We start from the raw sequence: 24,167 nt of genomic DNA on the forward strand, positions 1-24,167 counted from the left end.
GCCGACGAAGTTTCGCACCACGTCGGCGCCGGCGCAGAAATGATCGCCTTCCGCCAGCGTCAGGAACGCGCGCGCCTTGGCATCCAGGGCCGAATTGATTGCGGCTTCAAACCCCTCCAGCCCTTCGAGTGCGAACAGGTTCATCGGCGGGTCGCTGAACGTGGCGATGGCGAGCGCACCGTCCATTTCGAACTTTACGGTCATCAGATTGCTCCTGGCGTTGAAGGGGACGACGTCATGAAACCTGCCGTTCCATCCCGCGCCAGAACGGCTCGCGGAGTTGGCGGCGGAGGATTTTGCCCGTCGGATTGCGTGGCAGGTCGGCGACGATGTCGATCGCCTTGGGCAGTTTGAAACCGGCCAGGCGCGGGCGGAGAAAGTCGATCAGGCCGTCGAACGTGATGCTGGCGCCTGGCCGTGTGACGATCGCGGCACGTACTGCTTCGCCCCAACGGGTGTCGGGGACGCCGAACACCGCCGCGTCGGCGATCGCGGGATGGTCGCGCAACACGTGCTCGATTTCGCCAGGATAGATGTTCTCGCCGCCCGAGATGATCATGTCGCGTTTGCGGTCGACGATGAAGAAATAGCCGCGTGCGTCGCGCAATCCGACATCGCCGGTGCGGAACCACCCATTGGTCAGGACAGCGGCGTTCTCGTCGTCGCGCCGCCAATAGCCGCGCATGACCTGGGCCGAACGGCACCAGAACTCGCCCACCACCCCGTCGGCGCACGGATCGCCGCGCGAGTCTGCGACGATCAGTTCCGCGCCCGGCACGGGTCGGCCGCACGAGCCAAGCAATGTCGGATCACGATGATCCTCCGGCCGCAGCCAGGTGATCGGTCCGCTCGTCTCCGTGAGACCATAGAGCTGGGTCAGTCGCAGATGGGGCAATTCCACGATCGTCCGGGCCAGCAGTTCGGCGGGGATCGGCGCACCGGCATAAGTGAGCGCGCGCAGGCACGCCGTGCGTCCGGGCGTCTCCGCTTCAAGCGCCAGCAGCAGCGGGATCATGGCCGGCACGACCAGGATGAAGTCGGGACGATGCACGTCGAGCGCGCGACCGACCTCGGCGGGGCTGAATTCGCGCAGGAGGATGTGGCAGGCCCCGCGTGCCAGCCCGAGCAGGACGAGGCCAAGCCCGGCGATATGGCCATGCGGCAGGGTCACGAGCGACACGGTGTCGCCGGTGACCGCGTCCCATGGCGAGTCGGCGTCGGCGGCGCCCGCAGCGCCGAAGGCAAACAGGTTGCGGTTGGTTAGCTGTACGCCCTTGGCGACGCCGCTGGTCCCGCTGGTATAAAGCTGAACGCAGACGGCGTCGGCATCGCCGCCGCCGCCTGGGTCAACCGGCGCGTGAGGTGCACGCCACGCCGCCAGCGCCGCGCCGGTTTCAATGACGCATGCAAAGCCGTGATCGGCCTGCAGTGCTGTCGCGATCGGCGCGAAGCGGGCATCGAAGAACAGGCAGCGCGCGTCGCAATCCGCGATGATCGCCGCCACCTCCGTCAGCGACAGCCGGGCATTGATCGGCACCGGCACCACCCCCGCCCGCGCCGCGCCGATACAGATTTCGTAGAATTGCGCCGAACTGTCGGCAAGGATGGCGATGCGATCGGCCGGCTGGACTCCGGCAGCGACGAGGGCGGCGGCGACCTGGTTGGCGCGCCGGTCAAGCTCGGCGTAGCTGAGGGCGCCGGCAGCATCGATCAGTGCGTTACGTGCAGGGTCCTGCTGCGCCTCGGCGCGACCCAACCCGGCAAGCGTTGCCTGTGCCATGATCCGTCTCCGGACCGCTTTTTGGCTCTGACGGCGCGGCCCGAACGGATGAGACCCTTTTTCCGGCGATACGACTGTCGGCCAGACGACAAAGTTGGAAAATTTCCGGAGCCCGCGGGGCAGCCCGGCACGTCAGCGTGACGTGGCGCGCCGATGACTTGCCCGGAATGCGACCAGCCCCGGCCGGTCGAGAATGGTCACGCGGCCGTATTGCGTGGCAATCAGGCCGCGTGCGCGAAGCGCGGCGACGATTTCATTGACGCTCGCCCGCGTCACGCCGGACATCATTGCGAGGTCGGCCTGGGAAACCTGCAGCCGCGTCTGCCCGCTTGCTTCAGCCAGCGCCAGGATGCGACCGGCGACCCGCGCCGGCATCGGCAACGTGCAAAGCTCCTCGATCAGCATCAGGAAGGCGCGCATCCGTTTCGACATTTGTCGTGCCAGCGCCGCGTCGATTTCGGGAAATGCGGCACGCAGCCGGGCGAGCGTGTCGACCGACCAGACCCGCAACACGGTTTCGCCGCGGGTTTCGATGAACACGGGATAGGGCTCACCGTCGAGCGCCGAGCTGTCCGCCACGACGTCGCCGGCGCGGTTGATGTAGAGCAGCACCTCGCGCCCATCCTCGTTCAGCAGGAACTGGCGGACTTCGCCCGAGACGATCTGGAAGAATTCGCGGGTGTGGTCGCCCTGCTGATACAGCATTGTCGCAGGCGCAAGCGTGCGGGTCTGGGCCGCGTCAGTGACCGCGCTTGCAGCCATCGGCGAAAGCTCGGATAGCCAGTTGAAGCCCGGTTTCATCATGGCCCCGCAATCACGCTCCCTTGTCCTGCGAAGGTCGGCCGCAGGCCACCGGCGCAAACCGATACGACATTCACGTCCCGCGTCCATCGCGCGAAAATGTCCTGGGTGGCCAGAGGATGGTTGGACACCGGTCGAACCGGCCGCCGCCGGACCGGACGTCGACCCAGGATTGAAAAGGGGTTGCACGCGTTGCACGCGGCGGCGCAAATGGCACAGTCTGCGCGGTCAGGCGCGGCGAAACGGCAGCACCGGGTAGTCGGACGGGGAAAACCAGCGTGCGTATGCAAAGCGGCGGGATGAGGGAGCGCAAGAAGGCGCAACGCCGCCAGGAAATCATGCGATGTGCGAAAAGCCTGTTTGTGCGCCACGGCTATGCGTCGGTGCTGTTCGACGATATCGCGCTTGCCGCCGATGTGTCGGTCGGCACCGTCTACAATTATTTTCCAACCAAGTCCGAGTTGCTTTTTTCGCTGTTTGAAGCCGAAGCCCGCGATCTGGCTGACACGGTCACGAAAATGCCGCTTCGCGGCACGCTCGAGGATCAGATCGTCGGCACGTTCGAACAGGCCTTTTCAGCCATCAGCCATATCGAGCCCGTGCTGTGGCGGCATGTCGTTGCCGAAGTGCTGCTGGCGCCTGAGACGTTCGTGAAGCGGTGGCTGGTGGTGGAGGATCACCTGACCGTGCGGATCGGCGAGATGATCGCGCGGGAACGCGGTGACATCGTGGCCGTCGGGCCCGCCCTGACGGCGACGCCGCACGAGCTGGGCAGAGCGTTCTACGCCATCGGAAAAGCGGGCTTTTACGCCTATATCGGCATCTCGCATCACGACAAGGAAGCCGCACTGGCCACGATGTTCCAGCAGCTTCGCTGGCTGGCATCCGCCCTGTTCGGTACCGCGCAGGCCGGCTGACGCCGGCCCCGCTGCCGCCCAATCACGTTCCAACCCGGATAAAGCGCGCGGCGCGCCACGCGCGTGGTGTGTTCACGCGTGCCGACTGACGGGCATCCGCGCGACAAAATATTGATAGCTTAAATAATAGAGCTGGGTTAAGCTTTATCTGCGCGGACGCACCGAGATGTGCCGCGCCAGGGAGGGAAAGCGCGACGACGGCAGGGGCCGATCCGCATGCAATTGCCGGAGGTGCCGATCCGCCATTCCTCAAAAACAGCAGCAAACAGAAAACGATATGCAAGAGGGGATTACGATCATGACCGCAGCAAGCCGCCGTCATTTCCATTTGGGCGACTCGCGTCGCCGTCGGTCGCGCACCTGGTTGCTTTCGACGCTCGGGCTGGCGGCACTGGGATGGTCGACCGGCGCGCTCGCCCAGGACACGCCGCCTGCTGCCGAAGACGAGGGTAACATCGAAGAGATCGTCGTCACTGCCACCGGCCGACAGCAAGCGGTGCAGGAAATTCCGGTCGCGGTGAACGTGGTCAGCGGCGATCAGATCGTCAATGCCGGCGTCGTCGACATCCGCGGCATCCAGCAGCTCGCGCCGTCGCTCAAGACGACCACCGGCCAGTCCTCGGCCACCGGCGTCGTCCTGACTATTCGCGGCATCGGCACCGCCGGGGACAATCCGGGGTTCGAGCCTGCGGTCGGCGTGTTCGTCGACGGCGTGTTTCGCGCGCGCGCCGGGTCGGCGCTTTCCGAACTGCCGCCGCTCGATCGTGTCGAGGTGCTGCGCGGGCCGCAAGGCACCCTGTTCGGGCGCAATACCTCGGCCGGCGCACTCAATATCGTCACGGCCGGTCCGGCCTTCGATCTGGGCGGCTATGTCGATGCCAGCTACGGCAATTTCGACGAGGTGGAAATCAAGGCGGGGGTCACCGGCCCGGTGTCGCAGCAGGTGGCGTTGCGGTTCGACGGCGGTTATCACCGCCGCGACGGCTTCATCACCGACGTCAACAGCGGCAACGACATCAACAATATCGACCGCTATTTCCTGCGTGCGCAGGCCCTGTATGACACCAGCGACGTCACCTTCAGGCTGATCGCCGACTATGCCGCCACCGACGAGCGATGCTGTGGCGCGATCAACACGCTCAGCGGCCTGAGCCTGCCGTTGGACAATACCAATGCGATCATCGGGCGTATCGCCACGTCATCGCTCAATCCCATAGCCAGCACGCCGGCGCTCAACGGGGTGCCGGGCCGCATCGGTCTGCCGGCCTATGAGCGCGGCAGCCGGCTGATGGCGGTCTCGCCCGGGCGCAGCCTGTTGGAACAGGTCGATGAATGGGGCGTGTCGGGTGAGTTGACCTGGGATCTTGGAAGCGTCGCGATCAGTTCGATCACCGCTTATCGCGACTGGGAAGCGCGGCGCGGTCAGGACATCGATTTCAGCGGCATCGACCGCGCCTATCGTGACGGTTACCAGACGGGCCTTTCGGATTTCACCCAGGAGGTCCGCCTGCGCGGGTCTGCGTTCGACGACAAGCTCGACTGGCTGGTCGGTGCGTTTTACCTGAACGAGCGGCTGTTCGTGAACGACCGCATTCAGCTCGGCGCGCAGGCCAACCAATATGTCGACACGATCATCAACGGCCTGACCCGCAATCCCGCGACCCTGCCCAACGGCCTGCAGCTGCACGGCACATTGGGCCCGACAGTGCCGCTGTTCGGGCAAGTCGCGCTGGCGTCCAACCCCGCGCTGCGCGCGCAGGCATTGGCCGATCCGGTGCTGTTCAACCTGTTCAACAGCCCGGTGCCGGGAAATCCATCGGGTTCGGGCCACCAAAGCGAAGCCTATCGCGTCAATACCGATGCCTTTGCGGTGTTCACCCACAATATCATCGAGTTGACCGACCGGCTGTCGCTGACCCTGGGCCTGCGCTACAATTACGAGCGCAAGACGCTGAACGCGAACCAGAACGCGGTGACGCCGACCTGCGATTTCCTGCAGCGCACCGACCCGCGCGGGGCGGCATACCGTGCCGCGCTGATTTCGGTCGCCCAGTCGGCGACCAATCCGCTCGGCCTGTTTGCGCCCGCCTATCTGCTTGGGTGCAATCCGGTCATCAACTCGGAATTCAACGGCGTGCGGTCGGACAGCCGGACGGAAAACGAGTTCACGGGAACCGCGAAGCTGTCGTTCAAGCTGACCGACGACGTGCTGCTCTATGGCGGCTATGACCGGGGCTACAAATCCGGCGGCTATAATCTCGATCGCGGCAGTTACGACTCGGTCTTTCTGGGCGGGAACGGACCGCAGGCCACGGATCTCGAGTTCGGCAATGAAACCGTCAACGCCTATGAAGTCGGGGTCAAGACGACGATCGGGCAGCGCGTCCGGCTGAACGCGACATTGTTCTACCAGGATTTTGCCGGTTATCAGTCGAACCGCTTTCTGGGCAGCAACTTCGTCGTGCTGAACTATGCGCAGTTCATCTCGCAGGGCATCGAGCTTGAGAGCTCGGTCCGGGTGACGCCGGACCTGAACATCGAGGCAGGCTACACCTATATCGACTCCGAGGTCACCGATCCCCGGGCGGGTCCCGACGACGGGCAGCAGGGGGCCAATACCCCCGAACACACGATCACAGGGTCGGTGACCTGGACGCCGCCGATCGCCGACGGCATCGACGGCCTCGCCCATATCGATGCGCGCTATCAAAGCGAGACGTTCCCGCTCAACGATCTGGCCGCGCGGCCCTTCACGCGCAACGGCGACTTCGTGATCGTCAATCTGCGCGCCGGGGTCAGCTTCAACGACGGCAAATACACCGTCGAGGGGTATGTCGAGAATCTCTTCGACACCTATTTCAACATCACCGCGCTGCCGGTTCCCGAACAAGGCTCCAGTTTCGCCAATTACCCGTCGCCGCCGCGTTTCTACGGCCTTCGCGTCGTGGCGAAAATGTGAGGTGGGACCGATGGGTCGGAGGGGCAGAGAATGACGCGCGATTGCACGCAGTTCTATGTTGACGGCGCGTGGGCGGATGCGGTCGAGACGAACTGTATTGACGTCATCAATCCGGCGACCGAAAGGCCGGTCGGATCGGTTGCGATCGGCGACGCGCGCGACGTGGATCGTGCCGTTGCCGCCGCCCGACGGAGCTTCGACAGTGGCGCGTGGCGGATGCTGCCGGCCGTCGAGCGTGCAGCCGCGCTTGACCGCGTCTGCGACGAATTGGTGGATCGGCGCGACGCCATCGCCGATCTGCTGATCGCCGAAACCGGGCTGCCACGACAGATCGTCCCCATCCTGCATGTCGATCACGCGATCGGGTTCATTCGCTATTACGCCGATCTGATCCGCACGACCGCCTTTGTCGAAGACCGCGCGATTCCGGGCGGAACCGCGACGGTGCAGCGGCTGCCGGTCGGGGTCGTCGCGGCGATCGCGCCGTGGAACGTGCCCTTGCTCGCCGCCTTCAGCAAGATCGGGCCCGCGCTGGCGGCGGGATGTTCGGTCGTGTTCAAGCCATCGCCGGAAACCCCGCTGCACGCATTTCTGGTTGCCGAAGCCTTTGCAGCCGCGGGCCTGCCGGCCGGCGTGTTCAACCTGGTGGTCGCCGACACCCCCGGCAGTGCGCATCTGTGCGCGCACCCGGATATCGACATGGTCGCGTTTACCGGCAGCACCCGGGTTGGGCAGTCGATCGCTGCCGCCTGTGCGCCGGCGATGCGGCGTTACGCACTTGAACTCGGCGGCAATGCCGCGGCGATCGTGCTCGATGACGCGCCCGCTGAGTTGCTGGCGGCGGGCCTGACCGTAACCGGGCTGGCGCTCAACAATGGCGAGGCGTGCATCGCGCAGCGCCGTGTCCTGGTACCCCGCCGTCGCCATGATGAAATCGTCGAGCTGCTGGTCGCCGGCGCGCGGGCGTTGCCGATCGGCGATCCCGACGATCCGGCGACGGCATTGGGGCCGATGATCAACGCCGCGCATCGCGACCGGGTGCTCGCGTACAGCGACATCGCGTCACGCGAAGGCGCGGTCGTCGCGACCGGCGGCGGCAGGGTTCGCGATCGCGACGTCGGTTATTTCGTCGAGCCGACCGTCTATGCCCGGGCGACCAACGCCATGCGGATCGCGCGTGAGGAGATTTTCGGCCCGGCCATTTGCGTGATCCCCTATGACAGCGAAGCCGAAGCAATCGCGATTGCGCAGGATACCGAATTTGGATTGTCGAGTTCGGTCTGGACCGCCGATCACGCGCGCGGCACCGCGCTCGCGCGCCGGCTTCGCGTCGGATCGGTATATGTCAACGCGTCGCTGGGGCTGCATGCGAACGTGCCGTTCGGCGGGTTCGGCCAATCGGGGGTCGGCCGCGAACTCGGGCCGGAAGGGCTCGACGAATATCTTGAAACGCAGGTGGTGATCTGTCCGCAGGTCGGCGCGCCCTGAGCGGGAAAGGTTCTTCACATGGAAATCACGGCCGCAGTCACCCGCGCGAAATCGGCCCCCTTCCAGATCGAGCAGGTCGAGCTGGAAGCGCCGCGGGCGAATGAAGTCCTGGTGCGCATGGTCGCATCGGGTATCTGCCATTCCGACATCGGCGCGCGCGATCAGATCCTGCCAATCCCGCTGCCGATCGTGCTGGGCCATGAGGGCGCCGGCGTGGTCGAGGCCGTCGGCACGGCGGTGACAAAGCTCAACGTCGGGGATCATGTCGTGCTCAGCCGGTTGAGCTGCGGCCAGTGCGGCGAATGCGCGGCCGGGCGATCGAACTTCTGCGTGCATATCACCGGGCTCAATCTGGGCGGATGCCGACCGGACGGGTCAACGGGGCTGTGCGCGGCGGGCGAACGGCTGAACGGGCGCTTCTTCGGGCAATCGAGCTTTGCCACGCACGCCCTGGCGCATGAGCGCAATGCGACGCCGATCGATCCCGGGTTCGACCTGCGGCTGGCTCCGGCATTTGCCTGCGGCACGCTGACCGGCGCGGGCGCGGTGCTCAACGGGCTCAAGCCCGAAATCGGCAGCTCGATCGCTATTTTCGGTGCCGGCGCAGTGGGACTTGCGGCGCTGCTGGCCGCGGTCGCGGTGGGTTGCACCACGATCATCGCCATCGATCGCAACGCGCAGCGACTGGCGCTCGCGCGCGAGCTGGGTGCGACCCATGTCGTCCAGGCGGGCGATGTGCCGCTGGCGCAGGCGGTTCGCGCCATCGTGCCGACGGGGGTCGATTTCAGCATCGAAGCAACGGGCGTTGCCGATGTCGCCCGGGCAGCCGCGGACTGCCTGTGCGCGGGCGGCACCTGCGGCTTGCTCGGCATCGGGCCGATGGGACAGGAAGTTCGCTTCGACCATCTGCAGCTCGCCCTGATGGGGGTGGCGGTACGCGGCTTTCCCACCGGCATCGCCGAACCCGACCTGCTGATCCCGCGCCTGATCGCGCTGCACGCGGCAGGACGCTTCCCGGTCGAACGGCTGGTCACGCATTTTCCGTTCCACGAAATCAATGCTGCCGCCACGGCATCGTGCGACGGCTCGGCGATCAAGCCGATCCTGTTGTTCGACACCGCCTGATCCGCGCGGTGAGATATCGCCCGAATGCATTGATGACCGCCGCCAGATGCTTTATGTAGCGTGTGCTACATTATTGGGGGGCGAGTTCAGATGCAGACGCAGGATAAGGAAACGACCGGCCGGGGCGGCGTTTGGGACGCGCGCGGCCTCGCGCTGACGCCTGTGGCGACTTGTGTGTTGCTGTTCCAGGGTGTGGTGGAATGGTATCTCGCCGCACTGTTCATCAAGCATCTCGGTCCGATGGGTGTGTTCGAGGGGGTGTGGCTGCCGCTCCTTTACGGCCTCGCGGTTCCGTTCATCCTGCCGGCGGTGCTGCTCGCGCGCTGGTCGGTCGGCTATCCGAAGGCCGCGACGGTCGTGCCGGTCGCGATCGTTTCCGCGACTGCCACCCTTTGCGACGGCATCGCCATCGCCTGGTTCCAGTCGGCGATCTACGGCCCGGACCCCGCAATCGTCGCGCTGGGTGGCGGCTGGCTGCTGTGGGGCATCGGCGTGGGCCTGTTCATCTCGGTCGCCATGTCGCTCCGGCCGAGCGTCAAGCGTGGCGACTGAGCTCAAAATGCTGGCGCTGGCCGGGCTGCTGACGCTCGGCCTGTCGCTGCTGACGATCGTCGCCTATTTCTTCAGGTTCGGCGGTGCGGCGTTGCGTGATAATCGTGAGGGCGACGGGCCGCTGCCCGGGCTGGTCGGTCGCACGGTGCGAACGCACCATAATCTGATCGAGGCGCTGGTTCCGTTCGCGGCCGTGGTGGTCGCCGCCCAGCTTGCCGGCATTTCCAATCCGGTCACGGTCGAGGCCTCGGCGATATTCCTCGCGGCGCGGATTGCCCATGCGGCCCTCTATCTGGCGGGCGTTCGCGTTTTGCGGTCGGCTGCCTTCTATGTCGGGGTCGGATCGACAATTGCCATCGCCATCCAGTTGCCGCTGGCCCCTTGATCCCGACACGCACCGCGCGCTGATCCGTCCGCAGAGGCTGAACCCGACACGCGCCGACAATATGCTTGTAGTGAACCATAATTATATGCTTAGGTAGATATAATGTGCTGATGTAGAGGAGGGAGGCGTGACCATGGCAGACGTTGCTCCCCCGGTGTTGGTGACCGAGTTTGACGGCGGCGTGCGCCTTACCCTCAACCGCCCGGGGCGGCGCAACGCCGTCGATGAAGCGATGCTCGACCTGCTCGACCAGGCGTTTCGCGCGGCAGCGACAGACCCCGCCGTCCGGGTGGTCACGATCACCGGCGCCGGAGCCGCATTTTGTGCGGGTGCCGACCTTCACCACGCGATGCAGGCGGGCCCGGAGGGCATCGCCGCGTTCGTTGACCGCGCGGGCCGGGTCTACAACGCCATCCGCAACTTTCCCAAGCCGGTGGTCGCGGCCTTGAACGGGCTGACGATCGCGGGGGGATTGGAACTGGCGCTTGCGTGCGACATCATCGTTGCGGTCGATGGCGTGATGATCGGCGATGGGCACGCCAATTTCGGTATGTTCCCGGGTGCCGGCGGCGCCGCGTTGCTGCCGACGCGGATCGGTTATCATGCCGCGATGCACCTGTTGTGCACGGGCGCGCTGGTGCCGGCGGCGCGCATGATGGAACTCGGCCTGATCCAGCAGATCGCCACGGCCGCCGATTTTCCCGAGCTGCTCGCACGCATCGAGCACGACGTCGCATCAAAAAGCGCAACGGCCCTCGCCGCGATCAAACGGTTGGCGCGCCACGCAAGCTGTGCGGGCGATGAGGCGATGCTGGACGCCGAATATGAGGCGTTCGCCGCGCATCTGGATTCGGACGATTTTGCCGAAGGCCTGCAAGCCTTTGCCGAGAAGCGCGCACCTCGGTTCAACGCCGCGGCAAATCGGCGAGTTGCGCGATGAACGCTGCGTCAAAGCCGATGATCATCGGAGTCGGCATGACCGAGTTCGGCCGGCACCTTACCCGCCCGGTGCGCGATCTAGCAGGCGAGGCGATCCGGCTGGCGCTGGCGGATGCGGCGCTGTCGATCGGTGACATCCAGATGGTCTATTTCGGCAACGCGACCCAGGGCGCGACCGAGGGCCAGGGCAGCATTCGCGGCCAGGTGGTGCTGCGCCATTTGGGCTTCGAGGGCATCGGCGTCGTCAATGTCGAAAACGCCTGTGCGACCGGGGCGACCGCGCTGATCGAAGCGGCCAAGGCCGTGCGTGCCGGCGCATGCGACATCGCGCTGGCGGTCGGGGTCGAGAAGATGGTGTTCGAGGACCGCGGCAAAATGGCCGGCGTGTTCGAAGGCGGCATGGACGTGACGCGCATCGACCAGACCATTGCCGATATGGCCGCGCTGGGCGATGGCGTGACGGTGCCGGACGACTTCACCGGCATGGCGCAATACAGCCCGTTCATGGATGTCTATGCCGGGTTGGGCCGGATGCACATGCGCGAATATGGCACCACGATCGAACAGATCGCCGCCGTCGCCGCGAAGAACCACCAGAACAGCGTGCTGAACCCGCACGCTCAGTACCGGCGAGGCATGACCGTCGAGGAGGTGCTGAACGCGCGCGGTGTCACCTATCCGTTGACGGTGGCGATGTGCGCGCCGGTCAGCGACGGGGCGGCCGCGGCGATCGTCTGTTCCCCCGCCGTCGCACGGCGGCGGGGGCTTTGCGGCCGGGCGCTGGCGATTGAGGGGACGGCGCTGCGCAGCGGCGTGGATCGCGATCCGCGCGACCTCGACCGGCATATCTCCGCGCTGACCGCGCATGACGCCTACGCCGCCGCCGGCATGGGGCCGGGCGACATGTCGCTTGCGGAGGTGCATGATGCGACCGCGGTCGGCGAAATCATGCAGATCGAGCATCTCGGCTTTTGCCCGCGCGGCGAGGGCGGGCCATATTCGGCGCGCGGCGCGACACGGATTGACGGCCGCATCCCGGTCAATCCCTCTGGCGGGCTCGAGGCAAAGGGGCATCCGATCGGGGCCACCGGATTGGGCCAGATTTATGAGCTGGCAACGCAGCTACGCGGTGAGGCGGGCGCACGCCAGGTTGCTCAGGCGCGGTTCGGCATCGCCGAAAATGGCGGCGGCGTCCTGGGTGCCGAAGAAGCGGTGTGTGCCGTCACCATCCTTTCCGCACCAACCAAGGGGCTTTGACATGGATATCGCCGGACGCGTGGCAGTGGTCAGCGGCGGCGCATCGGGCCTTGGCCTGGCGACGGCGACGGCGCTCGCCCGGGCGGGGGCTAAGGTGGCGTTGCTCGATCGCGATGGTCGTGCTGCAGAGGCCGCCGCGGCGGGTATTGGTGGCGATGCGATCGGTATCGCCTGCAATGTCGCTGATGAGGCCGAGGTCGCGGCCGCGCTCGCGCTCAGTCTCGACCGGCTCGGCCCCTGTTCGGCGGTCGTTACCTGCGCCGGCGTCGGCGATTCGGCAAAGACGCTGAGCAAGGGGGTGGCGCATCCGATCGATCGCTGGCAACGCGTGATCGACGTCAACCTGACCGGCACGTTCAACGTCCTGCGGCTTGCCGCCGAACAGATGGCAGCGCATTCGCCGGATGCGAATGGCGAGCGCGGCGTCATCGTCTGCTGCGCGTCCGGCGCGGCGTTCGAAGGGCAGATCGGTCAGGCCGCCTATGCCGCCAGCAAGGCGGGCGTGGTCGGCATGGTGCTGCCGATCGCGCGCGACCTGCATGACATCGGCATCCGCTGTGTCGCGATCGCGCCCGGCCTGTTCGACACGCCGATGGTCGCGGGGCTGCCCGATCCGGTGCGCCAGGCGATGATCGACCGCATGATCGTGTTCCCCAAGCGCATGGGCCATGCCGAGGAATTTGCGCGGCTGGCCTGTCACGTGATCGACAACCCCTACATCAACGGCACCACGCTTCGCGTCGATGCCGCGGCCCGCCTGACGCCGCGATGATCGACGCCCCGGCCGCGCCGCTGTCCCATGTGACCGGTGACGGGATCGGCTTTGCGCCAAATGCGGAGCAGCGGCTTGCCGTCGACAGTTTCCGGCGGTTCCTGAGCAGCGAATTCGCGGCGTTCGTGACGGATGCCGGCGACCGGCTGGTCACGCGCGACGCGCTCGCGCACTGGCTCGGTGCCTGTTCGGCCTTTGGCATGTGCGGCGGCAAGGTGCGGCCCGATCATGGGGGCGACGGTCTCGACTGGCTGAGTTTCGGCTTGCTGTTCGAGGAACTGGCGGCGGTGTCGATGGATTTTGCGGGAGCCGCGTTCATCCAGTCGATGGCGGCGAACCTGATCGATGCGATCGCACCCGAGCCCTTACGGCGCGCCTATCTGCCTGACCTGATCACCGCGCGCCGGATCGCGTCGATCGGCATCAGCGAACCCGGTGCGGGATCGAACATCGCCGAGATCGCGTGTCGGGCCGAGCCCTGCGCCGGCGGCTATCGCCTGACGGGCGAAAAAATCTGGATCACCAACGGCGGCCATGCCGATCTGAACCTGTGCCTCGCCCGGGTCGGGCCGGCGGCGAACGATCTCGACCTGTTTCTGGTCGAGCGCGCCGACGGGTTTTCCGCGCGGGAGATTGCGACGCTGGGCTGGCGCGTAACGTCGACGGCGCAGCTGACTTTCGATCGAGCCTGGGTTCCGGAGGCACGCCGCCTGACCCATGGAAGTCAGGGACTGCGCACCTTTGCCACGCTTTTCGCGGCGGCCCGTCCACTGGTGGGTCTGGCGTCGGTCGGGGTGGCGCGCGCGGCACTCGATCGCGCGATCGGCTATGCACAGACTCGGGTCCAGCACGGCAAGCCGATCGCCGCGCATCAGCTGATCCAGGCGAAGATCGCCAACATGGCCGTGGAGGTCGACGCGGCGCGACTGCTGTGCTGGCGCGCGCTCGCCATCATCGACGCGGGCGGGCGTGGCGAAGTGGAAGCGGCGATGGCCAAATATTTTGCCACCGAAGCCGGCGTGCGCGTGACCAGCGACGCGGTCCAGATTCACGGCAGCAACGGGATCGCCGTCGATACCGGGATCGAGCGGCTGTTTCGCAACGCACGCATGGCGACGATGCCGGAAGGCACCACCGAATTGCAGCAACTCATCATTGGCAGGGGATTGACCGGTGTCCGAGCTTTCTGACGCGCAGATCGATGTCGCGGCATTGATGGCCGGCGTGTTTGAACCGCGCGGCGACGCGGACGCCCTGATCCACAGCGAGCGCGACCGTCGCTACAGCTTTGCCGAGCTTGACCTGCTCTCCAATCGTATCGCCAATTTCCTCGACCAGGGGCTCGGGCTGGGCCGCGACGATCGCTACCTGCTGATCCTCGACAACGACAATCTCAGCCTGATGCATGTCTGGACGTTCCTGAAAGCGGCATCGACCCCGGTGTTCTGCAATTTCCGGGATACGCCCGACGAGCATCTTCGCATTGTCGATTATGTCGCGCCGCGCGCCGTGTTCATCGAGGCGGCGATGCTGCCCCGGTACAGCGACGCGCTGCGCGCCCGCGACGTCGCCGTGATCGTCTTCGATCATCCGGGCGATGCGGCGAACGGCGTCATCGGTTTCTGGCCCGAAGTGCAAGCGATGCCGGCGACGCCGACCCGCCGCACCATTGCGGCGCGGGGCGAGGCGGTCTTCTGCCGCTTCACGGGTGGCACCACCGGCGTGCCGAAATGCGCGATGTATGACTGGGCGAACCTCGCCTTCACGTGGGAGGGGATGGCGGCATTGTCCTCGCCACCCTTCGACAGCGCCACCCGCGCTATTCATGTCACGCCGCTCAGTCACGGCACGATGATGGTGCTGTTGCCCACCTTCATGGCCGGCGGCTGCAACATCACTCAAAACAGCGCCGACCTGACGCTGTGGCTCGCCAATGTCGAGAAATATCGCGCGACGCTCAGCTTTCTGGTGCCGACGTTGCTGTATCGCCTGGCCGAGATGCAGGCGGCGCAGCCCCGCGACCTCGGGTCGCTGCGGACGCTGATTTACGGCGCGGCACCGATGGCGGCGGCGAAGCTGGCCGATCTGCACCGCGCATTCGGACAGATCCTCGTCCAATTCTATGCCGCGACCGAAGCGATCGGCCCTGGGCTGTGGCTGCCGCGCGAGTGGCATCGCGCGGACACCGAGCGCGATCGCGAGCGATTGTCCTCCGCGGGCCTGGTCTGTCCCGGTGTGGAAATCCGGCTGGTCGGCGACGATGGCCGCGACGTTGCGACAGGCGAAGTCGGCGAGTTATGGATTCGCCATCCGGGCGTGATTTCGGGCTATTATGCCAATCCGGATGCCAGCGCGGCGGAGATCATCGACGGCTGGTGGAAATCGGGCGATCTGTGCCGGATGGACCATGAAGGTTTTGTCTATCTGGTCGATCGCAAGAAGGACATGATCATCACCGGCGGCTTCAACGTCTATGCAGTCGAAGTGGAAGCCGCACTCCTGAAGCAGGCGGACGTGGTGATGGCCGCAGTTGTCGGTTTGCCCGATGCAGAATGGGGTGAAGCCATCCATGCCGAAATCGTGGCGCGACCGGGCAGTACGATCGATCATGCCGCACTTCTTCGAGCGGTAAGCAACGATATCGGGCCGTACAAGGCACCCAAGAGCCTGAAAATCGTCGACCAATTGCCGCTGTCGCCGGTGGGCAAGGTGCTGAGACGTGAGGTGCGTGCGCGGTACCGGTCTGAAATGGCACCGGGAAGCAATTAACGGCATCAAATCATCTTTCCCGTCACGTCCCTGCTGCTTGGTTCACCTGCAATCGCAGCAACTGGACGTTGCGGCTGACCGGGGGCGCCGAAGGCCGACGACCCTCGGCCGATTTGCCCAGGGGCGCGTCGCCGGCGGCGCAGGGCTCATTCCACGCCCCGGCGCCCGGCGCGCCGTTCCCGCCGGCGCCGGCGCCGGCGCGCGAGACTGGCCTTGCCGATGACGTGCGTCGAATCGGGCTGGAACGTGCAGGCCGAAGCGGGAGTCGACACGCCGCGCGCAGAGGGGCGGCGGCATCCGCCCTTGGGTGCCGGGCGGCCGCCGCTAATGCCCGGCGGCACCATCACGCCCCGCTCGACCGCTCCCCTGGCACCTCGGCGGGCTCGCCCGGTGCTGCGACGTCGAACCGCAATCCGAATTCGGCCCCGCCGCCCTGCGCGTTGCGCGCCTCGATCCCGACCTGCATCGCGTCCGCGAACCCCTTCGCGATGGCGAGGCCCAGGCCGCTGCCGCCCTTTCGGTCCGACCCCGTCCCGCGCACGAAGGTCTGGAAAATGGCGTCGGGCGGGCTTTGCGGCAGGCCCGTCCCCTCGTCCCGCACGATCAGCATGATGGCATCTGGCGTGCGTCGGCCGATGACGCTGATCCGCCCTTGCTCGGCGCCGTGGACGGCGGCGTTGGCCAGCAGGTTGATCAGCACATGGTGAAGCAGGCCCGGATCGGCGCGGACCAGGGGCAGGTCGGGCGGCACCTGCAGGTCGATGGGGTGGCCGTCGAGCACGCTCTTCAGGTCGTGCACCGCGGCGGCGACCGCATCGGTCAGGTCGAGCGGTTCGGGATGCACCTCGAGCGCGCCGGTATCGATCCGCACCATGTCGAGCAGGTTGTCGAGGACCCGCCGCAGCCGGGCGACTTCGGTGCGCGCGGTCGCGACTTCGGGCGCGCCGGGATGCGCTGCCCCGATCGCATCGACGGCGGCGGTGACCGAGGTGAGCGGCGTGCGCAGATCATGGCCGATCGACGACAGCAGCGCCGCGCGAAGCCGGTCGCGCTCCTTGAGCACGGTCACTTCGCGCACCTGGTCCTCGAGCTTCAGCCGCTCGTGCGCCAGCGCGGCTTGCCCCAGCAGCGTCGCGAGCAGGACCGCGCGATCCGCGGTCAGCGGCGCGCCGCCCTCCGGGCTGGCGATGCCGACCACCGCGAGGACGCCCAGGCTGGTCTTGAGCGGGTGGAACTGCCAGTCGGACGCCACGAGGGTCGAGGTGCCGATCCCGGCGGGCTCGCCGCGGTCGAACGCCCAGTCGGCCGCGGCGCGGTCGAGCGGCGTCAGCGCGCCGACGCTCTCCGGCGATGCCGCGCGGCGGACGATCTCGCCCTCGACCCGCGCCAGCACGACGACGGCGAGGCCGAGCAGCTGCGCAATCTCGTCGGCGATCACCGCGCTGGTCGTCTGCCAATCCGACGCGCGGGCGAGCGACTGGCCGAACGCGGCGATCGCCGCATTCTCCTGCGCGCTGCGCGTGCCGAGCGTCGCGCGCCGCCGCAGCCGCCAGGACAGGTTGGCGGTGAACAACGCGACGCCGATCAGCACGAACTGGGTCAGCACGCTCTGCGGATTGGCGATGGTGAAGGTGTAGAGCGGCGGCAGGAAGAAGAAATTATAGGCCAGCCCCGCTGCGAAGGCCGCGAAAATGCCCGGGCCGAGCGATGTCCGTGCGGCGACCATCACGATCGTGGGCAGAAAGAGCAGGTCGACCCCCTCCACGCCGATCAGCGGCACGGCGAGCCGGCCGAACAGCACCGTCGCCGCAACGGTGAACGCGGCGATCAGATAGTCGCGGCCGCGGCCGATGTTCGCCGTTCGCACGCGGGACGGCCGGGCAACCGGGTCGGTCGCGACCGGGATGACGTGCGCCGCCAGACCGGCATGTTCGCGCAGCATCCGTTCGACGACCGATCCGTGGCGCAGCGTGAACCACCAGCTGCGCGTCGACTTGCCGATGACCAGCTGTGTCGCGCGCATCCCGTCGATCTGGGCGCGCAGCCCCTCCGCCACCGTTTCGGCCGGAACGGTGACGGCGGTCGCGCCCAGGCTCGCGGCGAGCGCGAGTGCCTCTGCCACGCGGCGCTTGTCGGCGTCGGCGAAATAGCTGCTCCGCGGCGTTTCGATATGGACCGCCTGCCACGGGGCACGCAGCGCGTCGGCGAGCCGCTTGCCGGCGCGCACGATGGCGTCGCCACCGGGCAATTCGTTGACCGCGACCAGGACGCGCTCGCCCGCGGCGAACTTGCCCGGCAGCGCCTGCGCGTCGAGATGGTCGAGCATGGCGCGATCGACATTCTGCGCGGCGCGGCGCAGCGCCAGCTCGCGAAGTGCCGACAGGTTCGCCTTTGAAAAGAAATGGCCGAGCGCGCGGCTCGCCTCGGCGGGGACATAGACCTTGCCGTCCTTCAGCCGCTCGATCAGCTCGTCGGGCGGCAGGTCGACGATCTCGATCTCTGCATCGTCGAACACGCGATCGGGCACGGTTTCGCGCACGCGCACGCGCGTAAAACTAGCGACGACGTCGTTGAGGCTCTCGACATGCTGGATGTTGAGCGTGGCGAAGACGTCGATGCCGGCGTCGAGCAGTTCCTCGACATCCTGCCACCGTTTCGGGTGGCGGCTGCCCTCGACATTGGTATGCGCATATTCATCGACCAGCGCGAGCGCCGGCCGCCGGGCGAGCACCGCGTCGAGGTCCATCTCCGCGAGCGCGTGGCCCTGATAGGCGATCGTGCGGCGTGCGATCACCTCGAACGGCGCGACCAGCGCCTCGGTTTCCGCCCGCCCGTGCGTCTCGACGACCGCGACGACGACATCCACGCCGCTGCGCAGGCGCGCCGCACCCTCCAGCAGCATCTCATAGGTCTTGCCGACACCGGGCGCCGCACCGAGAAAGATCTTCAGCCGCCCGCGTTGCTCGCGCCGCGCCAGCCGCAACAGCGCATCGGGATCGGGGCGTTCGGGATCGGCCATCGTTCGCCGGTCTAGCGGCGGCCTGGGGGCGGCGTCCACGCCAACCCGCCGACGCTATGGAATCTTAATGCGGTCGGCGCGCTTTCGCCCGCGAAACTTAATGCCAGGCGGGTCTAGCTCCCCGGATGCCGCCACCCACGGGCGGCTGACGCGAGGACGCCCCATGGCCGACATCTTCTGGCTCGCTCTGCTGGGCGGGCTCAGCCTGCTCACCTTCGCCTTCGTCCGGCTGTGCGACGAGGCCTGACCGATGCCCCAGACCGATCCGCTGCCGCTGATCATCGCCGGGTTCACCGCGCTTGCGCTGCTCATCTATCTCGTCGCCGTGCTGATCCGGCCCGAGCGTTTCTGAAAGGCCGCACATGACCCTCCAGGGCTGGGCGCTGATCGCGCTTTTCGTCGTCGTCCTCGCGCTGTCGGCCAAACCGGTCGGGCAGTGGCTGTTCGCGCTCTACGAAGGGCGGCGGACTCCGCTCCACCGCGTGCTCGGGCCGGTCGAACAGGGCTTCTACCGGCTGGCGGGCATCGACCCGGATGCCGAGCAGGACTGGCGGCGCTATGCGCTGCACCTCGTCTTGTTCAACCTCGTCCTGCTGCTGTTCACCTATGCGGTGCTGCGGCTGCAGGGCGTGCTGCCGATGAACCCGCGCGGCCTGCCCGGGCTCGGGTCGGACGGCGCGATGAACACCGCGATCAGCTTCACCACCAACACCAACTGGCAATGGTATTCGGGCGAGGCGGCGCTGTCGAACCTCAGCCAGATGCTCGGCCTCACCCTCCACAATTTCCTGAGCGCCGCGACCGGCATCGCGGTCGCCTTCGCGCTGTTCCGCGGCTTTGCGCGCCGCGAGGCCAAAAGCGTCGGCAATGTCTGGGCCGACATCACGCGCGTCACGCTCTACCTGCTGCTGCCGGTTTCGGTCGTCTACGCGGTGTTCCTGATCGCCAGCGGCGTGCCGCAGACCTTTGCCACCGCGATCGACGCGACGACGCTGGAGGGCGCGCGCCAGACGCTGATCGTAGGCCCTGTCGCCAGCCAGGAAGCGATCAAGATGTTCGGCACCAATGGCGGCGGCTTTTTCAATGCCAATTCGGCGCACCCGTTCGAGAATCCGACCGCGCTGACCAACCTCGTCCAGATGCTGTCGATCTTCGCGATCGGCGTCGGCCTGACCTGGACCTTCGGCAAGGCGGTCGGCGATACGCGTCAGGGCTGGGCGATCCTGGGCGCGATGGCGGTGCTGTTCCTGGCCGGCGTGACCGCCGCCTATTGGGCGGAAAGCAACGGCAATCCCGTGTTGCACCAGCTCGGCGTGCCGGGCGGCAACATGGAGGGCAAGGAGACGCGGTTCGGCATCGCCGCCTCGGCGCTGTTCGCGGTCGTCACCACCGCGGCCTCTTGCGGCGCGGTCAACGCGATGCACGACAGCTTCACGCCGCTGGGCGGGCTGGTCCCGCTGTTCAACATCCAGCTGGGCGAGATCGTGGTCGGGGGCGTCGGTGCCGGAATCTATGGCTTCCTCCTGTTCGCGATCCTGTCGGTGTTCGTCGCGGGGCTGATGGTCGGCCGCACGCCCGAATATGTCGGCAAGAAGATCGAGGCGCGCGAGGTGAAGCTGGCCGTGCTGGCGATCGCGGTGCTGCCGCTGTGCATCCTTGGCCTGACGGCGGTCGCCAGCGTGACCGGGGCCGGGCTCGCCGGGCCGCTCAACCGGGGTCCGCACGGCTTTGCCGAAATCCTCTATGCGTTCAGCTCGGCCGCGGGCAACAACGGCTCCGCCTTTGCCGGTCTCAGCGCGGGGACGCCCTTCTACAACGCCCTGCTCGGCATCGCGATGTGGCTGGGGCGGTTCTTCGTCATCGTGCCCGCGCTCGCCATCGCCGGCAGCCTCGCGGCGAAAAAGCACATGCCGGCCGGGCCAGGATCGTTTCCGACGACGGGCGGCCTGTGGGTCGGGCTGCTTGTCGGCGTCATCCTGATCCTTGGCGGGCTGACCTTCCTGCCTGGCCTCGCGCTCGGTCCCGTCGCCGATCACCTCGCGATGATCCGCGGCCAGCTTTTCTGAGGGGGATATCATGACCACCGCCCCGACCTCGATCTTCTCGGCGCAGCTGCTGCTGCCGGCGGGCCGCGACGCCGTTCGCAAGCTGGATCCGCGCCAGCTCGTCCGCAATCCGGTGATGTTCGTGACGGCCAGCGTCGCGCTGCTGCTCACCGTCCTGCTTGCCATCGGCGGCGAGCCTGTCCCCGTCGGGTTTCAGGTCCAGCTGATCGTCTGGCTCTGGCTGACCGTATTGTTCGGCACCTTTGCCGAGGCGCTGGCCGAAGGGCGCGGGCGGGCGCAGGCGGCATCGTTGCGCGCGACCAAGGCGGACCTCCAGGCCAAGCGGCTCACCGGGGTCGGCGAGACCTGGAGCCTCGTCGGCGCCCAACGGCTCGAGCGCGGCGATGTCGTGCTGGTCGAGGCCGGTGACCTGATCCCCGCCGACGGCGAGGTGATCGAGGGGGTGGCAAGCGTCAACGAGGCCGCGATCACGGGTGAAAGCGCGCCCGTCATCCGCGAAGCGGGCGGCGACCGTTCCGCCGTCACCGCCGGCACCCGCGTCATTTCCGACCGGATCAAGGTGCGCGTCACCCAGGATCCCGGACGGGGCTTTCTCGATCGCATGATCGCCCTGGTCGAGGGCGCCGAGCGGCAGAAGACGCCCAACGAGATCGCGCTGACCATCCTGCTCGTCGGCCTCACGATCATTTTCCTGATCGCGGTCGGCACGATCCCGGCCTTCGCCGCCTATGCCGGCGGCGCCGTGCCGGTCGCGCTCTTGTGCGCGTTGCTCATCACGCTCATCCCGACGACGATCGCAGCCCTGTTGTCGGCGATCGGGGTCGCGGGGATGGACCGGCTGGTGCGGTTCAACGTGCTCGCCAAGTCGGGCCGCGCGGTCGAGGCGGCGGGCGATATCGACGTGCTGCTGCTCGACAAGACCGGCACGATCACCATCGGCGACCGCCAGGCGAGCGCGTTCCGACCGCTGGGCGGGGTGACCGAGGCCGAGCTTGCCGACGCGGCCTTGCGCGCCAGCCTTGCCGACGAAACGCCGGAGGGTCGGTCGATCGTCGTTCTCGCGCGCGACCGGCACGGCCTGTCCGCCACGCTGTCCGCCGATGCGGAGGTGATCGCCTTCACCGCCCAGACGCGCAGTTCGGGCGTGCGGATCGGCGATCGCACCGTCCTCAAGGGCGCGGTCGATTCGATCCTGAAGGCGCTGCCCGCCGACGCGGCGGGGGCCGGCGAGCTCAAGCGGATTACGCAAGAAGTCGCGCGCGCGGGACAGACACCGCTCGCCGTGGTCGAGAATGGCCGCCTGCTGGGCGCTGTCGCGCTCAAGGACGTCGTCAAGGCCGGGGTGCGCGACCGCTTCGCCGAATTGCGCCAGATGGGCGTCCGAACGGTGATGATCACCGGCGACAATCCGCTGACCGCCGCAGCCATCGCCGCGGAGGCGGGGGTCGACGATTTCCTCGCCGAGGCGACGCCCGAGGACAAGCTCGCGCTGATCCGCCGCGAGCAGCAGGACGGGCGGCTGGTCGCCATGTGCGGCGACGGCACCAACGATGCCCCGGCACTGGCGCAGGCCGATGTCGGCGTGGCGATGAACACCGGCACCCAGGCCGCGCGCGAGGCGGGCAACATGGTCGACCTCGACAGCGATCCGACCAAGCTGATCGAGATCGTCGGGCTCGGCAAGCAGCTGCTGATGACGCGCGGGGCGCTGACCACCTTCTCGGTCGCGAACGACGTCGCGAAATATTTCGCGATCATCCCGGCGATGTTCGTCGCGCTCTATCCCGCGCTCGGCGTGCTCAATGTCATGGGGCTGGCCAGCCCGCGCTCGGCGATCCTGTCGGCGGTCATCTTCAACGCGGTCATCATCCCGCTGCTCGTGCCGCTCGCGCTGCGCGGCGTCACCTACCGGCCGATGGCGGCGGGCCCGCTGCTCGCGCGCAACCTCGCGATCTACGGCCTGGGCGGGCTCGTCGCGCCCTTTATCGGCATCAAGCTGATCGATCTCGCGGTCAGCGCCCTTCACCTCGCCTGAGGAACCCTGCCATGCTCACCGACATGAAGACCGCGCTGCGTCCCGCGCTCGTCCTCACCCTCCTGTTCGTGCTGCTCCTCGGGCTGGCCTATCCGCTGGCGGTCACCGGCATCGGCCAGGCGCTGTTCCCCGCGCAGGCAAACGGCAGCCTGATCCGCGACGGTGGCCGGGTCATCGGCTCCGCGCGCATCGGCCAGGCCTTCACCGGCGCGCGCTACTTCCATGGCCGCCCGTCCGCTGCGGGCAAGGGCTACGACCCGACCGCCTCGTCCGGGTCCAACCTCGGCCCGGCCAGCAGGACGCTTGCCGACCGGGTCCGCGCCGACGTCGCCACGCTTCAGCCATCACCAGGTTCATCCGTTCCTGCCGATCTGGTGACCACTTCCGCCTCGGGGCTCGACCCCCATATCAGTCCCGAGGCGGCCTTGTTCCAGGCACCGCGCGTGGCCGCGGCGCGGGGCTTGCCGGTCGGGGAAGTGCGCGCGTTGGTCATGGCGCACGTCGAATCCCCTTTGCTCGGCGTGCTGGGCGAACCCGTGGTCAACGTGCTCGAACTCAACCTCGCCCTCGACGCAGGCCGGCGGCGACCCTAATCCCGGCGGCATGGGGCAGACCACACGCATCCTGGTGATCGAGGACGATGCGGCGATCCGCCGGCTCGTGCGCGCCGCGCTGATGCGCGGGGGCCACGTCGTCGTCGAGGCCGCATCCGCGCGCGAGGGGTTGTCGGCGCTGGCAATCGACAAGCCCGATGCCGTGCTGCTCGATCTCGGCCTGCCCGATCGCGACGGGCTCGAGCTCGTCCAGCTGGTCAAGCGCGCGGGCGCTGCGGCGCTGGTCGTCTCGGCCCGCAACGACACCGCCGAAAAGGTTGCCGCGCTCGATCTGGGTGCCGACGACTATCTGACCAAGCCCTTCGATACCGAGGAATTGCTGGCGCGCATTCGCGCCGCCCTGCGCCACCGCCTGTCCGCCAGTGCCGAGCGCGAACATGTGACCGTCGGCGAGGTGGCGATCGACCTGGTGCATCGCCGCGTCCGCCGCGCGGGCAGCGAGGTGCATCTGACGCCCAAGGAATATGGGGTCCTTGCCCGCCTCGCCGCGCAGCCCGATCGCGTCATTCCCCATGGCCGCCTGTTGCGCGAGGTGTGGGGCCCGGCGCATGAGCGGCAGCTCGATTATCTCCGCATCGTCGTCCGCAACCTGCGCCAGAAGCTCGAGGCCGATCCTTCCGCGCCCCTGCTCATCACCAATGAACCCGGCGTCGGCTATCGCCTCAGCGCGCCCGACACGCCCTGACGCC

General features: G+C 67.4%; 20 protein-coding genes and 1 pseudogene. 17 read left to right on the forward strand and 4 right to left on the reverse strand.

The features are described 5' to 3' along the window. The 3 genes and pseudogenes from AX709_RS05685 to AX709_RS05695 form a co-directional block, all read right to left on the reverse strand. A pseudogene (locus tag AX709_RS05685) lies at nucleotides 1-204 on the reverse strand (hypothetical protein); the annotation flags it as partial. 31 nt (nucleotides 205-235) lie between these two features. Then, entirely contained in the window at nucleotides 236-1,780 is a 1,545-nt protein-coding gene (locus AX709_RS05690; protein ID WP_082731645.1) for a class I adenylate-forming enzyme family protein, read from the reverse strand. 132 nt (nucleotides 1,781-1,912) lie between these two features. Then, nucleotides 1,913-2,584 carry a Crp/Fnr family transcriptional regulator gene (locus tag AX709_RS05695; protein ID WP_066483159.1) on the reverse strand — a complete coding sequence of 224 codons (672 nt, stop codon included), beginning with the start codon at nucleotides 2,582-2,584 and terminating at the stop codon, nucleotides 1,913-1,915. 296 nt (nucleotides 2,585-2,880) lie between these two features. Between AX709_RS05695 and AX709_RS05700 the strand changes: the two genes are divergently transcribed. The 11 genes from AX709_RS05700 (at nucleotide 2,881) to AX709_RS05750 (ending at nucleotide 15,744) form a co-directional block, all read left to right on the forward strand. Beyond that, the gene (locus tag AX709_RS05700; protein WP_066547752.1) at nucleotides 2,881-3,498 is read left to right on the forward strand and encodes a TetR/AcrR family transcriptional regulator; all 618 of its coding nucleotides are present in this window, start codon (nucleotides 2,881-2,883) and stop codon (nucleotides 3,496-3,498) included. 298 nt (nucleotides 3,499-3,796) lie between these two features. Then, nucleotides 3,797-6,457 (forward strand): TonB-dependent receptor, encoded by a 2,661-nt coding sequence (locus tag AX709_RS05705; RefSeq protein ID WP_197432017.1) that lies wholly within the window; start codon nucleotides 3,797-3,799, stop codon nucleotides 6,455-6,457. 30 nt (nucleotides 6,458-6,487) lie between these two features. Further along, a complete protein-coding gene (locus AX709_RS05710; protein WP_066547762.1) occupies nucleotides 6,488-7,945 on the forward strand; it encodes an aldehyde dehydrogenase in 1,458 nt (485 codons plus the stop codon). Nucleotides 7,946-7,963: 18 nt separating this feature from the next. Further along, nucleotides 7,964-9,070 (forward strand): NAD(P)-dependent alcohol dehydrogenase, encoded by a 1,107-nt coding sequence (locus tag AX709_RS05715; protein ID WP_066547765.1) that lies wholly within the window; start codon nucleotides 7,964-7,966, stop codon nucleotides 9,068-9,070. Nucleotides 9,071-9,160: 90 nt separating this feature from the next. Then, nucleotides 9,161-9,622, forward strand: coding sequence for a hypothetical protein (locus AX709_RS05720; protein WP_066483148.1), 462 nt, complete (start codon nucleotides 9,161-9,163; stop codon nucleotides 9,620-9,622). Then, entirely contained in the window at nucleotides 9,612-10,007 is a 396-nt protein-coding gene (locus AX709_RS05725; RefSeq protein WP_066547769.1) for an MAPEG family protein, read from the forward strand. Before AX709_RS05720 ends, AX709_RS05725 begins: the two co-directional genes overlap by 11 nt. Nucleotides 10,008-10,140: 133 nt before the next feature. Continuing rightward, nucleotides 10,141-10,947 (forward strand): enoyl-CoA hydratase/isomerase family protein, encoded by an 807-nt coding sequence (locus AX709_RS05730; protein ID WP_082731649.1) that lies wholly within the window; start codon nucleotides 10,141-10,143, stop codon nucleotides 10,945-10,947. Then, nucleotides 10,944-12,203: a thiolase family protein gene (locus tag AX709_RS05735; protein ID WP_082731261.1), complete on the forward strand. Its 1,260-nt coding sequence runs from the start codon at nucleotides 10,944-10,946 to the stop codon at nucleotides 12,201-12,203. Before AX709_RS05730 ends, AX709_RS05735 begins: the two co-directional genes overlap by 4 nt. A 1-nt stretch (nucleotide 12,204) precedes the next feature. Next, entirely contained in the window at nucleotides 12,205-12,975 is a 771-nt protein-coding gene (locus AX709_RS05740; protein ID WP_066547778.1) for an SDR family NAD(P)-dependent oxidoreductase, read from the forward strand. Then, on the forward strand, nucleotides 12,972-14,165 hold the full coding sequence (locus AX709_RS05745) for an acyl-CoA dehydrogenase family protein (protein ID WP_066547780.1): 1,194 nt from the start codon (nucleotides 12,972-12,974) through the stop codon (nucleotides 14,163-14,165). Before AX709_RS05740 ends, AX709_RS05745 begins: the two co-directional genes overlap by 4 nt. Further along, entirely contained in the window at nucleotides 14,149-15,744 is a 1,596-nt protein-coding gene (locus tag AX709_RS05750; RefSeq protein ID WP_066547782.1) for a class I adenylate-forming enzyme family protein, read from the forward strand. The genes AX709_RS05745 and AX709_RS05750 overlap by 17 nt, the downstream gene beginning before the upstream one ends. 343 nt (nucleotides 15,745-16,087) lie before the next feature. Here AX709_RS05750 and AX709_RS05755 read toward each other — a convergent pair whose 3' ends face one another. Then, entirely contained in the window at nucleotides 16,088-18,763 is a 2,676-nt protein-coding gene (locus tag AX709_RS05755) for a sensor histidine kinase (RefSeq protein WP_066547784.1), read from the reverse strand. 100 nt (nucleotides 18,764-18,863) lie between these two features. Here AX709_RS05755 and AX709_RS18545 point away from each other — a divergent pair, with 100 nt between their 5' ends. From AX709_RS18545 to AX709_RS05780, 6 genes are read left to right on the forward strand one after another with little or no spacing between them, the layout of a single operon-like run. Continuing rightward, complete coding sequence (locus AX709_RS18545) at nucleotides 18,864-19,010, forward strand: hypothetical protein (protein ID WP_156454170.1); 147 nt, start codon at nucleotides 18,864-18,866, stop codon at nucleotides 19,008-19,010. 3 nt (nucleotides 19,011-19,013) lie between these two features. Beyond that, nucleotides 19,014-19,115 (forward strand): K(+)-transporting ATPase subunit F, encoded by a 102-nt coding sequence (gene kdpF, locus AX709_RS05760; RefSeq protein WP_066547786.1) that lies wholly within the window; start codon nucleotides 19,014-19,016, stop codon nucleotides 19,113-19,115. 10 nt (nucleotides 19,116-19,125) lie between these two features. Then, nucleotides 19,126-20,829, forward strand: a complete 1,704-nt coding sequence (kdpA, locus tag AX709_RS05765; RefSeq protein ID WP_066547787.1) for a potassium-transporting ATPase subunit KdpA — start codon at nucleotides 19,126-19,128, stop codon at nucleotides 20,827-20,829. A 10-nt stretch (nucleotides 20,830-20,839) separates the two neighbouring features. Continuing rightward, nucleotides 20,840-22,864 (forward strand): potassium-transporting ATPase subunit KdpB, encoded by a 2,025-nt coding sequence (kdpB, locus tag AX709_RS05770; RefSeq protein ID WP_066547789.1) that lies wholly within the window; start codon nucleotides 20,840-20,842, stop codon nucleotides 22,862-22,864. Nucleotides 22,865-22,875: 11 nt separating this feature from the next. Next, entirely contained in the window at nucleotides 22,876-23,457 is a 582-nt protein-coding gene (kdpC, locus tag AX709_RS05775) for a potassium-transporting ATPase subunit KdpC (RefSeq protein ID WP_066547791.1), read from the forward strand. Between the two features lie 10 nt (nucleotides 23,458-23,467). After that, complete coding sequence (locus AX709_RS05780) at nucleotides 23,468-24,163, forward strand: response regulator (RefSeq protein WP_066547793.1); 696 nt, start codon at nucleotides 23,468-23,470, stop codon at nucleotides 24,161-24,163. The last annotated feature ends 4 nt before the right edge of the window (nucleotides 24,164-24,167 follow it).

Source organism: Sphingomonas sp. CCH15-F11, from assembly GCF_001557005.1.
Taxonomy (GTDB): Bacteria; Pseudomonadota; Alphaproteobacteria; order Sphingomonadales; family Sphingomonadaceae; genus Sphingomonas.